The organism is Candidatus Omnitrophota bacterium (assembly GCA_003598025.1).
Taxonomy (GTDB): Bacteria; Omnitrophota; Gorgyraeia; order Gygaellales; family Profunditerraquicolaceae; genus Profunditerraquicola.
Map to the genome: position 1 here is coordinate 414,859 of QZKH01000003.1, position 12,493 is coordinate 427,351.

The following is a 12,493-nucleotide window of genomic DNA, read 5'->3' on the forward strand; positions in this document are numbered from 1 at the left end:
CATAATTATCTTGTCAAGATAATATTATTTTTTTTGTTAGATAATCTAACAGTTACATAACATATTTACTAACAATTAGTTATAGCGCAGATTACTGTTGGTTACTACTCTAACCACTTTATTTCTTTTATATTTAGCAGGTTTTGATATACATTTTTAGGAAGGCTGGCTTTGATTTTTATGCTGTCTTGCAGGTATTTAATCTCTTCTATCCTGGCTTGGCGATACAGAAGGTTTACCAGATCCATGCGCGTTAGAGGAAGCTTGAATTCTTTTGATATGTTATGGTTAACGAACATTGAAGTTATTTTTTCAAACAAAACATCAAAATTCTTCCCGTTCTTTGCCGAGATACAAACACTGTTGGCAAATGTTTTCTTCATCTTCTCCAGGTATTCATTGTCCTCTACCAGGTCTATCTTATTAAGCGCAGTAATCATCGGTTTATCTTTAGCGCCCAATTCATCCAGGACTTTAAACACAGCCTCGGCTCTCTTCTCTGCCATAGACTGGCTTATATCCAAGACATGGATCAATATGTCCGCATATACAACCTCTTCAAGCGTGGCTTTAAATGCTTCAATTAAATGATGCGGTAATTCGCTTAAAAAACCTACAGTATCCGAAATAACAATTTTCTCATTATTCGGCAAGGTAAAGGATTTTGTTAATGGGTCAAGGGTAGTAAACAGGCTATTGCTCACTATTTGCGAAGATTTAGTTATGGTATTAAGAAGAGTGGACTTGCCGGCATTCGTGTAGCCTACAAGAGCTATTTGAGGTATAGAATTGTCTTTCCTTTTTTTTCTTATTGTCTGGCGGTGCATTTCCAGGTGCTTAAGTTCATGCTTAAGGCGTATAATTCTTTCTCTAATACGCCTGCGGTCAATTTCAAGCTTCTGCTCTCCCGGCCCGCTGGTCCCCACCCCGCCTCCGAGCCTGGATAATACAAGCCCTTTGCCGATAAGCCGTGGCAAAAGATATTCGCTTTGGGCTAACTCCACCTGCATCTTTCCTTCGGGGCTCCTGGCGTGCTTTGCGAATATATCAAGAATAAGCTGAGTCCTGTCTATTGTCTTCTTGCCTATTATATCTTCGAGGTTACGCTGCTGTATCCCGGATAAATCATGGCTGAAGATAACGACATCGATTTTCTCTTCCTGGCATATCAGGGCGATCTCTTCAGTCTTTCCTTTTCCTATCAATAAATTCGGCGTGGGCTTATCGCACACACAGCTTATATTATCCACGATCTCTACCCCGCAGGAAGCAACCAGGTCTTCAAGTTCACAGGCAATCTCGTCAATAGACCAGGTATTTCTCTGAGATTTAAATCTTATAGTTACAAGTAATGCTCTTTCCATAATCAAGTGTCATTTCAATTCAAACTCATTGGTCCTGGCTTCAAGCCACCGCCAATCCTTTGAATCATCGCTTTCTCTTATCTGGTAATTTAATATAATACGGTACGTTCCGGGCTGCGCCAACCTGTTTTTGCCATTGTCCCCTTTGACATATACCTGCGGCTTCCATAAAATAATCGCGTTATTTTGCGGCTGCATTGCAACCGGCGCATCAAAATCTATATCACATTCGGGCATGCTGCAATTGACTTCATACGCTGCCCAGGAACCGTCAGGCTCCTTCTTCTCAAGCCTGTTGATGGCAAATTGAGGCGTAGAGCTGGCAGCGATACTGTAAATTACATCATCGCTCATATTTAAAAAAGTTATTTTTACATCTTGGCCTACATAGTAACTTTTTATATCTGTCTTTGCCTCTATTCCTTGGCCAAAAACGGCGCTGCCGGTAAAAAGCAGCGCTGCAAATGATGCCAAAACAATGCTAATTAGTATACACCTCATTTTGCCGCCCCCAAAAGCTTATTTATTCTTTCAGCAACAGACGAAGCCCTCTCCCCCGGCTTTAGCGTTACCCACTTTATCCTTTTATCCTTCCTAAACCAGGTTAACTGCCTTTTGGCATAAAGCCGGCTGTTATGTTTCATACATTCTTTTGCCTCTTCAATGGAAATATCGGAATCGAAATATTTCTTTAATTCATTTATCCCTATTGCATATCTGGCAGTTTTGCTTAATTTGTTTCTTAGCAACTTTTGCACCTCGTTTATAAGCCCAAGCCTGAACATTCTATCAACTCTTTTGTTTATCCGGTTGTAAAGAAATTTTCTGTCCATATTGATACAAAAAATCCTTACGTCATAATCGCTGTAAAGCCCGCTGCGCAGCTTTTGTAATTCTGATATAGGCTTTCCTGTAGAAATATACACTTCAATAGCTCTTACAATGCGTCTGGTATCATTAGGGTGGATCTTAGCTGCAGCCGCAGGATCAATAAGCCTAAGCCTTTCATGCAACGCCGGGCTCCCTGTTTTTAAAGCCTCCGCATAAAGTTTATTTCTGACTTTCATATCTGGCCTGCCCTGCTGAAAGAGCCCGTCTATTAATGCCGAAATATAGAGCCCGGTTCCGCCTACAAACAGCGGAACCTTGCCTTTTTTCAATATGCGCTCTATTATTTTTACTGCTTCGCTTCTAAATTTTGATACGCTATAATCCCTGGCCGCCGGCACCGTGCCGAACAGATGATGCCTGATACTTTTAAGTTGGAACGCCGTAGGTTTTGCTGTCAAAATATCCATCCCTTTATAAACCTGCATCGAATCACAAGAGATTATCTCTGCGTTTATCTTTTTAGCCAGCGCAATTGAAATATCGGTTTTTCCGGACGCAGTAGGGCCGGCAAGAAAAATGATCTTTTCCTTCCCGGTACGGCTTTTTGCGCTTGTATTATAGTCCTTTGATACCGAAATCATGCTTTTACGGACGGCCATCAGGGGCAGATTTTGGTAGGATAACCTTCAGCGGACAGTTGCTTTCCCAGGCTTTCCGCATCCTGTTTTTCTGAAAGCTTGCCCACTCTTACACGATAAGAAGAGGAAGAATCAAGGGTCGCTTCTTCTATGTATGCAGAGTACCCTTTTTTAAGCAATTCCTGCACCAGGTTTTTGGCATTATCCTGGCTGGAAAATGCGCCCACCTGCACCGAATAATAAGTAACATCTTTTTTATCAATCAGGCAAAAATCCCTGTCATTCTTTTCTTCCAGGCTTAATGGAAATTCCGTTTTTAATTTTTCCGAATATTCCTTGCCTTGAGCGGCATTGCCAAGCTTAAACCCGGTTTCGCTTAAACGGTAATAAATACGCGCGCGTAGCTCCTCATTACCCAATAGCTCTTTATAAATCAAATCTGCCTTATTGTAATCTCCTCTTAAAAGATAAACATCCCCAAGCCCGAGCTTCGCTTTGTCTTTATACTTTGCAGGTTTTAATTCATTTATAATTATTTCAAATATATCCGAGGCTCTTAAATAGTTTCCGTCTTGCAAATAGCTTAAACCAAGCAGATAATAAAGCTCATCAATACCGTAAGAAGAATGGTCTGAGGAAGATACCAATTTTTCTCCTTCTTTTATCGCTGCCTTATAATCCCCCTGGAGGTATTTGATCTTTATATTATCAAGGTTAAGGCCGTAAACGCCAGTTGAAACAAAGGCTAAAACCAGGAATAAAATTATAGTTATACGCATAACTTAACCCTTCGTGCTTTTGGAGATTTTCCTTTGTAAATCCAGGACCTTCTTATGCCTCATATTCTTTTCCTGCGCATCGATGTTATCGGCAAATTTTAAGGCTTCGGTATGAGGCCGCGGAGAATATTTGAATATGTAGGCTGAGTTAAATTCAACTTCTTTGACTAAATTGTAGGTATCCATAAAATCTTCTTCGGATTCACTGGGAAAGCCTACGATAACATCAGTAGTTAATACCCCATTTTTAACTATTTTACGATAATTAGACACTAAATCCAAATAGAATTTTCTGGTATAACCCCTATTCATCAAATTAAGTATCTTATCAGAACCTGACTGCACCGGCAAGTGCAGTGATTTCTTGAGCTTGTCAAAGCCTGCCACTGCCTTAAAAAGTTCATTTGTTGTATCCCTAGGATGCGAAGTAAGGAAACTAAATTCCTTTAGCCCTTTAACCCTATTAACCATTTCCAATAATTTAACAAAATCTATGAACTCTGAACCATGAACTATGAACTTATAGGCGTTTACGTTCTGCCCCAATAGTGTAATACTCGTTATTCCTTTATCAATTGCCTGCTCAATTTCCTTGATTATATCCTCTGGCTTTCGCGAACGCAAATTTCCCCTGACATAAGGGACAACACAATAAGAACAATAATTTTCGCAGCCTTCTGAAATTACCACAAAAGCATGATTCTTATCCGCATAAAATCCGGTATGATAAATCTCATCGGGCCTCACCAGACTATCCGTTTCCCAAATTTTCTTCTCAAACATGCTTTTACCATTAACCATGAACTGTGAACCATGAACAAGTATCTCTATTATCCCCGGTATCTTATGTATATCCGTTGGGCCAACAACAAAATCCACATTAGGCGCTATCTCAAAAACCTTATCTTTATAATTCTGCGCCATACACCCCACAAGGCCAATTATTGGTGACTTTGTGACTTTGTGACTTTGTGACTCATTTTTGTAGGCACCTATCTGGCTCCAGACCCTATCCTCCGCATGCTGCCTAACCGCGCAGGTATTCAGGATTATTACATCAGCAGCCTTAGGATCAGTTGATAGTTCATAGTTCATAGATCGTAACAAACCAGCGATAACCTCCGAATCCCGCGCATTCATTTGACATCCGAAGGTGCGCAAAAGCACTCGTAACTTCTTCTCGCTTTTGCCCCCGGAATTGCCTGATTTGTCGTCTTTTCGCTCATTTTCAACCATTTTGTCCCCTCTTCATAGCAAGTCTTCCACGGCTCATTCAGCTCGAACTTCACGATCTCCTGATTCTGGATGTGAATCGACTTGAAGATGATCCGCATAAAGGTTTTGACCAGATAATCCAACTGGTGGTCATCCGGCGTGTTCCGCAACCTCAAAAGGAAATCCTGCGTCGCCTTAACAAGGTTTGCGGAATTGCGCTTATCCAGAATCTTGAGCTGAATCGCCTTGATATCCTGCTTTAGTTTTTTCTCTTCATTACTTAAAAGCTCTGCTCTTTCCTTGTAGAGCGCAAGATTAATCTTATCCTCCGAGAAAAGCTCGTAAATCCCCCGTTGCTTCTCAATATTTTTCTTAAGATGCGCTTCCTTCTCCTCCAATTGTTCAATGTATAATTGCTCCGGCTCAGAAGCGCTTAATTTGATCATGTCACCCAACTCCTCGATGACATGGATATTCTTTCGGATGACTTCAATAATATCCCATATCGGCCTATTGAGCGCGTCAGCCGTAACCGATTTATTATTGCACTTAATATGCGGAATGCCCTTCGATGAGCAACGATACCACGGCCTGCGCATCTTGGTGCGATGATTAACGGTAGACATAATTCCGCGATAATTACCGCCGCATTCATTGCACTTTATGATTCCAGAAAGATGATAAACATTATTTCTAAACCTAACCACGCCATTGGTGCGGTTCCGTTTAAGAAGCTCTCTTGCCTCGTCAAAATCTTTTTGCGTGATGATCGCCTCGTGGGTATTGAATACTTCAATAATCTTCGAGGGATCGTTATTCACATACTTATACCCTTTACCTTCGCCGTTCTTAGTTTTCTCTTTTGTGTTGTAGCGGCGACGGTTCCACACCAGCATGCCCAGATAAACTTTGCTCTGCAGAATATTGGAGATGAATTTGTTATAAAACCGGCCTCCCTGCCGCGATGGAATCCCGAGAGCGTAATAATGCCCGGCAATCTGCGAAGTGCTTTTGCCGCTGATATACATCGCATAAATCTCTTTAACGATCTTTGCTTCCTCCGGATGGACTTCCAGTTTCTTGGCGTCTTTATTATATCTGTAGCCATACGGCGCATACCTCGCGCCCTGCCAGTGGCCACGCTTAACCCCTACGACCATGCCGGGAAATACGCGCTCAACCAGACGATTGCGTTCAAACTCTGCGCAACTACCAAGCATCTGAATCGCCATCTTTCCCGCGCTGGACGTAGTATCAAACGGTTCGGTGGCTGATTTATATCCGATACCAAGTGAATCAAACTCCTCAAGCAATCCCAGCAGATCCTTGAGCCGCCTGCTTAAACGATCTTGTTTGTAGACCAAAACAAGATCAAATTGTTTATTACGCGCGTCAAACAAAAGCCGCTGAAGCGCCGGTCTGTCCATATTCCCGCCGGAATAGCCATCATCCACATAAACATCCCTGCCTGACATGGTACAAATAACATCCCAGGTGAAATTTTTCGCGTATTGCAAAAGATATGCCCTCTGAACCTCCAGCGAAAAGCCTTCCCGCGCCTGATCCTCTGTGCTGACTCTTGTATATAACGCTACTCTCATTTTATACCCTTTGCGCCTTACGTAATTCTATGAACTCCTCATCGCTAATTTCCTTATTTTCATAAACAGTTTCATCCCGTAATAAATTTTGTCCTTTGACCGTTTCAACACGATGTCCGTAGCCAGTTAAAATACAATGTGGGATTATCATTTCCTTAACAAACGGATTTTCCTCAGCAGTCTTCTTTATATATATTTCACCAGGTGACCAGAAATAGATATCTTCTCTTGCGCCTACCGCAAAAAAATATGTCGTAATATCATAAATTATTTTTAAAGCGCTTAAAGTTTTGGCCTCAATGTCTTCCAGCTTATTAAAATGAATAACTTCGTGCCGAATATCTTTAAGCTCCATATACTTCACTTTTATCTCATCTGAGATAATTACCTTCCAATCACATAATATGTCTACCGATTTCGACCAATCATCGAATGAATCTTTTCTATATATATGCTTGTAGTGTTCACTAGATTTATAATGATCTCGAAGTCGCAGTAAAAGAATATTAAAAATCCTTTCGCCCAAACAACATGCGGAGGTTAATGCGGGATAATATAAACCATAAATGAAGCAATCCTCTATTTCTTGCAGTAAATCATGATATTCAGTAATTACCCGTAACGAAGGTGGCTTAAAAGACATATATCTCTCAAATTTTTCATCAAGATTCAAATCGCCGTAACGACTAGCAACATGCTGTTTTATTTCCTGCGGCACAGGAATATTTCTAATGCAATCAATAAAGAAATTTGTTGCCCTATATCGCTTCATCCCTAAATCACCCTTCTTTTAACGTCTCCCGCCACTCTTTAATCTTGGCGATACACTCATCCGTAAACACCGGCCAGTCTTTATAATCGCGTTTGGGTTTGACCCAGCCTTTGCGGATCCAATTGATCATGGTCTGGCGGTGCACACCCAACATCTTTGCAGTCTCTGTCATGGTGTAAGTTTTCATATTTGGCATCCTCAACTATTGGTGCCCAGTATACCGTAATATACAACCTTATACAAGTGGTTTTTTCTCCGCGGAATAAATCGTCATAAACATTTTTGCAAGCGTTTCAATCCCCTCAAAGAATGACTTTCGGGCTTCTTGGATTTCGGCACAAGACAAACCGCGGCTTTTAAGCTTTATCTCTAAAGCCTCCCAGCCCCGCAGGGTAACCGCCTGATCCTTATTTGTGCTTACATCCTTGTCCATTTTTCCCACTGCCCAATAGGACATTCGGACATCGCAAATGTCCGGTTGTGTCCGGTTTTACTGACATACTGACATCCAAAATGTCAGAGGATGTCAGTCAAAACGCCATCCAAAACCCATGAAATCCCCCAAATTTGACCTTTTTCCCTCAAAAAACGCCTATTTCAGCAACTTTTGACCCGATTTTAACGTTCTCCCGATAACCCCATATGACATGACATCGCTTTTTTAAAATTTTGTATCACTGACAAACTGCGCCTCGCCCGACCCGCGGCCGACACCTCCTTGGAAGGACCCGTGAACCGGCCTTAAGCTACCAGTGACAACAATGACATTTTTTCTCATGGTTATCTTTTTACTTCCCGCACTCAATCCTCCTGCTCCTTACTCCCAACCTACGAACACAATTAATGAAAATTTCTGTCATAATCGTCATAGCTGTCATTAGAATGGCCGCTCCGAATAATCAACCTCACCCTCCTTGCGGATGCGTATGCCGTCCCATCGACGCGATGCGCCACACCGCCCTCTATTGATAACGGTATATTGACGCAAGATCTCTCGGCCAAACATGATCTTGCTAAGCGGACGGTATTCGCTCTCAAGGCACCAGTCCCGGTAAGCCACATACAGGGCGTCATAGCTTACGTCTGCCTGAGCATCCAAAATGCACTGCTCCTCAACGAAAATAATGACGTTATTGTTCTCCTTGCGATAGGCGTCCTTCACGGTCTGCATCGATGCGCTCTCCTCGAAATACCCGCGTTTTCGTAAACGCGTAAGGCCGTTAAGAGACCACAAGAAAATACCGTCCAATTCACTGGCCACGATCTTGTGCTTTAACTTGGGATCACGTTCCTCTATGGAAAACTGCCGGTTAAAAGGAAGAATCAAAAGACGCCGGTAATACCCTTCGGTCTTATCCCCCACGCGCGGCATGTTATTAGTTGAGAAAAGAAGCTTGCAGTAAGGTTTGAACTGAAACGGCTGGCCGTATTTTTCGTCAGCGGAGATCGTATCGCCGGTCACGATCGCCTTGAACATGTTGTCATAGACATTTGTCTTGGCATTGGTTTCAAGGCTGATATTGACCAGTTTGTCCCGAAGCCGGGCGATGTAATGGGAATCGTTAAACTTCTCAAGCGGAATGGATGAGCAATTATCCTTGCCGATAAGCTCCTCGAGTACATACAAAACAACGCTCTTGCCGTTGGCCCCCTCGCCAAACAAAAAGAGCGCCTTTTCATAATCATTGTCTCGGGTGAGGCAATAGCCGAAATACTCCTGCAAAAGCATAATCCGGGCCGCGTCGCTTTCGAATATCTGATCAAGACTCTTCTGCCACAACAAACACTCGGCGTTCTCGCGATATGTCACATTAAGCTGGTTGATGGAATAGACGTCCGCCGAATGCGGCAAGAGCTTCATCTTGTCGATGTCATAAAGCCCGTTTTTGACATTAAAGAGCGTGATGCCATTAATGATGTCCGGCTTGATGAAAGTCTCGGTCTTAAGAGCAACCAGAACATTGCGAAGCTTGCTCGCCGAAAACCCGGCCCCGCACGCATCCTTGATCCACTTCTGAACCTCCTCGATAAAGAGCGGCCGGTAACATCCGCCTTTATATTCGTAATAGGTGTCAGCGAAGTTGATTAGCCGATGATGTTTGAGGATTTCGTCAGCGACCTCATTGGCATTAACCTTTCTGGCTATCAGCAGGCTTGGTCGCGATGGCGTATAAACCTCACGACAATCATTCACCGCCTTTTCGATAACCGACTGACCATAAGTCCGGCCATCTCCGAAATGCTTTTCATCCCACTTGGGCCGCATAAGGCCGGACTGCCGGAATAACGCATCCATCTGCCCGGAGTCTTTGCCTGTCCAAAACGCCAGCTTATTGCAGAGTGCCAGATCCGCTTCACTTTGAGAGGGATAATCATTCTGCCATTGGCCGGAATAAAGCCGCTGAAATCTCTCCGCGTCTTTGCTCTTGGCGATTAAGGAAAGGATCTCGTTCGCGGGAGCTTTATCTACAAACCGACCGAATATGTCTTTAAGCGCATCGGTACATTCTTTCAGTTCAGCCGGATAGTTTTCAAGGCGGTTGCCGGTAACGGTAAAGAATCGGCCCTTTGTATAAATCTCCAAGCCGATCTTTGAAATCTTGCAGGCCCGGGCAATCTTGCCCTTACAAAGAATATGAATACCGGTGCCGCTTGGCGAATACTCGGAATAGGAATTTAGCGCCTTGAGAATCTCAACCGCATAAGGCACGATGGCTCCATCTTTGACGCAATGATCGATATCCACGCCCACATATGGTGGCTGGAATACAAAGCCTACTCCCGCATACCCGCGCTGAAGCGCAAGATCGCTTGCGGTCGTATAATCCGTCCATGTGCTTGGATCGTTTGTTTTGGCAGGACGTCCGCTCAGGACGTTCATCGGGACCTTGTCGGTGCGGTCTTTATTGCGCCTAAGCTCGTACCCAACCCAACAAGACAATTTGAGCAGTTCCTGAGGAATAACCTCTTCCATCGTTCTCTTCTCTTTTCTTCTCTCGTCTTCCATCGTTACACTCCGTTTTGAAATAGATAATCTTTAACCCTTCGGTAACAATCAAACAGCTTGCGCGCCTCTGAATCGGCATAAAAGTCCTCGCAGGCCTTATGAACAGCCGGGATGTCGTCAAACAAGACCCGCTTAAGCCTCCCCGAACCTTCAATACCCCGCATGGCAAACCCGCAATAAAGTAAATACGTAGCCAAATAGAGATTCCCTGCCTCAAAATGCTTGTTTTTCATAGTTTCAATGCCTCCTACTAGCTACATACGCAAGGATTTGGAAAACTGACGGAAATATTTTCATTTTTTTCGACCCTCTACTAGCTACATACGACGTTTTTTGTAAAACTGACGGAAATATTTTCACTTTCTTCACCACTTTCACTCCCCTAAGCGTATATTCCCCTTTTTCCCGAAAAGTGTCGGAACTTTCTGCCCCCTCATAGGTGATTACGCAAAATTTCCAAAAGTGTCGGGGCTCTCACCTATGTACACGCAATATTTTTCAAAGTGTCGAACTGCCCTTCTACTAACCCATACAGGAACTTTCCCGAAACTGGCGTAACTATTTACGCCTAACAAGAAAAAGCCATCTCCGGCCAATTGACTGGAAATGGCTTTTCCCGCACAGGCGAAACAGTGATCAGCTGTCCCGTAAGTCTATTTTAATTTTATAACAGCGCGAATCTTTCTCAAGGGGGTCGTTACTACAAAATAGCAATAATTAGAAGAGGGCCTTTTTGCTAAAAAAGGCTTTTGGAAGGAGTAATTCTTTATATTGACTTAATCCACTCTTTGATTTTTACTTCTATCTGATCTCTGACCTCTTTTGTTTTCTTCAGCTTCTCTTCCGGCGATCCAGTAAAAGCGGATGGGTCCGGGAATCCCCAGTGAAGTTTTTGCGCAATGCCCGGGAATATCGGGCACCTCTCCGATTGCGATTCATCGCAGACGGTAACCACATAATTGTAGAGTTTGCCTTGCTTATAAAAATCAAACACACTCTTGGTTTTATTCTGCGAAATATCGATCCCGGCGTCTTTCATCGCCTCGACTACAACGGGATTGAGCTTGCCCGGCTCAAGGCCTGCGCTCTCCACCTCAAAACGATCGCCTGCATATTTCTTCAAGAATGCCTCTGCCATCTGCGAGCGCGCAGAGTTGTGAATACATACAAACAAAACCTTTTTCTTATCCATGGCTACCGCCCGATAATTTAAACCAATTTTGGGTTCTCAAACAAACCTTAACCAGCATCAGCATCACCGGCACTTCGATAAGGACTCCTACAACCGTTGCCAGTGACGCTCCGGATGAAAGTCCGAAAAGAATTGTCGAAGTGGCGATAGCCACCTCAAAGTGATTGCTCGCCCCTACCAACGCCGACGGTGCCGCATCCCGATACGACAGCTTCAACCATTTTGCCAAAGCATATGTTATGGCGAAAATAAGGCAGGTTTGAATGAAAAGCGGTATCGCTATAAGAAAAATTATTTGCGGCTGGTTAATGATCAACTCCCCCTTAAAAGAAAACAACAAAACCAGCGTCAATAGCAATGCGCATATCGAAACCGGCGTCAGATAATGCAGGAATTTCTCCTCAAACCACTTGAATCCTTTCTTGGCGATCAGCAATTTTCTTGAGTAATAGCCCAGGAGTAGCGGTAACCCGACATAGATCACCACTGACAATACGATTGTCTGCCACGGAATAGGCATTTTATTCACACCCAAGAGCCATCCACCAAGCGGCGCATACAGAAACAGCATTGTGAGGGAATTGATAGCTACCATAACAAGCGTGTGGCCGTCGTTTCCTCTAGCCAAATGCCCCCAGATCAGAACCATGGCCGTGCATGGCGCTATGCCTAACAAAATGCATCCTGCGATATACGACCGAAACAATTCGACCTGCGCCCCGCCTTTAACAATCTCCATCCCCGGAAGCCACCCTTTAAACAATACCCCAAGGAAAAGCCATGCGATCGCAAGCATCGTAAACGGTTTTATGCACCAGTTCACAACTAAAGTCAGAATAACCGGCTTAGGCGCCTTTCCTGCTTTAATGACCTCCGCAAAATCAATCTTGACCATGATCGGGTACATCATGAAGAATAGGCAGATTGCGATAGGAATAGACACTTGATAAATCGAGATCTGATCCAACGCCACCGCCACCTGCGGAAACAACTTGCCCAAAGCGATCCCAATTCCGATACAAAGCACTACCCATCCAGTGAGATACTTCTCGAAAAAGCTTAATTTTCGTTCCTCATGAATAACGTGTTCCATC

The 12,493-nt window shown here is 43.6% G+C and carries 13 protein-coding genes; all 13 read right to left on the bottom strand.

What is annotated here, in order from left to right; translation table 11 throughout:
* Positions 1-104 precede the first annotated feature (104 nt).
* Positions 105-1,364, bottom strand: coding sequence for a GTPase HflX (hflX, locus tag C4533_04495; GenBank protein RJP29062.1), 1,260 nt, complete (start codon positions 1,362-1,364; stop codon positions 105-107).
* A gap of 9 nt (positions 1,365-1,373) precedes the next feature.
* Positions 1,374-1,865 (bottom strand): hypothetical protein, encoded by a 492-nt coding sequence (locus C4533_04500; GenBank protein ID RJP29063.1) that lies wholly within the window; start codon positions 1,863-1,865, stop codon positions 1,374-1,376.
* Positions 1,862-2,854 carry a tRNA (adenosine(37)-N6)-dimethylallyltransferase MiaA gene (gene miaA, locus C4533_04505; GenBank protein RJP29064.1) on the bottom strand — a complete coding sequence of 331 codons (993 nt, stop codon included), beginning with the start codon at positions 2,852-2,854 and terminating at the stop codon, positions 1,862-1,864. Before miaA ends, C4533_04500 begins: the two co-directional genes overlap by 4 nt.
* Complete coding sequence (locus C4533_04510; GenBank protein ID RJP29065.1) at positions 2,854-3,612, bottom strand: SPOR domain-containing protein; 759 nt, start codon at positions 3,610-3,612, stop codon at positions 2,854-2,856. The genes miaA and C4533_04510 overlap by 1 nt, the downstream gene beginning before the upstream one ends.
* Before the next feature lie 3 nt (positions 3,613-3,615).
* Positions 3,616-4,848, bottom strand: a complete 1,233-nt coding sequence (miaB, locus tag C4533_04515) for a tRNA (N6-isopentenyl adenosine(37)-C2)-methylthiotransferase MiaB (protein RJP29066.1) — start codon at positions 4,846-4,848, stop codon at positions 3,616-3,618.
* Positions 4,749-6,428, bottom strand: a complete 1,680-nt coding sequence (locus C4533_04520) for a hypothetical protein (GenBank protein RJP29067.1) — start codon at positions 6,426-6,428, stop codon at positions 4,749-4,751. Before C4533_04520 ends, miaB begins: the two co-directional genes overlap by 100 nt.
* A gap of 1 nt (position 6,429) precedes the next feature.
* A complete protein-coding gene (locus C4533_04525) occupies positions 6,430-7,200 on the bottom strand; it encodes a hypothetical protein (GenBank protein ID RJP29068.1) in 771 nt (256 codons plus the stop codon).
* Between the two features lie 7 nt (positions 7,201-7,207).
* Positions 7,208-7,396 carry a MerR family transcriptional regulator gene (locus tag C4533_04530; GenBank protein ID RJP29069.1) on the bottom strand — a complete coding sequence of 63 codons (189 nt, stop codon included), beginning with the start codon at positions 7,394-7,396 and terminating at the stop codon, positions 7,208-7,210.
* 39 nt (positions 7,397-7,435) lie between these two features.
* Positions 7,436-7,657, bottom strand: a complete 222-nt coding sequence (locus C4533_04535; protein RJP29070.1) for a hypothetical protein — start codon at positions 7,655-7,657, stop codon at positions 7,436-7,438.
* Positions 7,658-8,077: 420 nt separating this feature from the next.
* Positions 8,078-10,207, bottom strand: coding sequence for a hypothetical protein (locus C4533_04540; GenBank protein RJP29071.1), 2,130 nt, complete (start codon positions 10,205-10,207; stop codon positions 8,078-8,080).
* Between the two features lie 2 nt (positions 10,208-10,209).
* Positions 10,210-10,440 carry a hypothetical protein gene (locus C4533_04545; protein RJP29072.1) on the bottom strand — a complete coding sequence of 77 codons (231 nt, stop codon included), beginning with the start codon at positions 10,438-10,440 and terminating at the stop codon, positions 10,210-10,212.
* A 533-nt stretch (positions 10,441-10,973) separates the two neighbouring features.
* Positions 10,974-11,399, bottom strand: coding sequence for an arsenate reductase ArsC (locus tag C4533_04550; GenBank protein RJP29073.1), 426 nt, complete (start codon positions 11,397-11,399; stop codon positions 10,974-10,976).
* The gene (arsB, locus tag C4533_04555) at positions 11,392-12,492 is read right to left on the bottom strand and encodes an arsenical-resistance protein (GenBank protein RJP29074.1); all 1,101 of its coding nucleotides are present in this window, start codon (positions 12,490-12,492) and stop codon (positions 11,392-11,394) included. Before arsB ends, C4533_04550 begins: the two co-directional genes overlap by 8 nt.
* Between the last annotated feature and the right edge of the window lies 1 nt (position 12,493).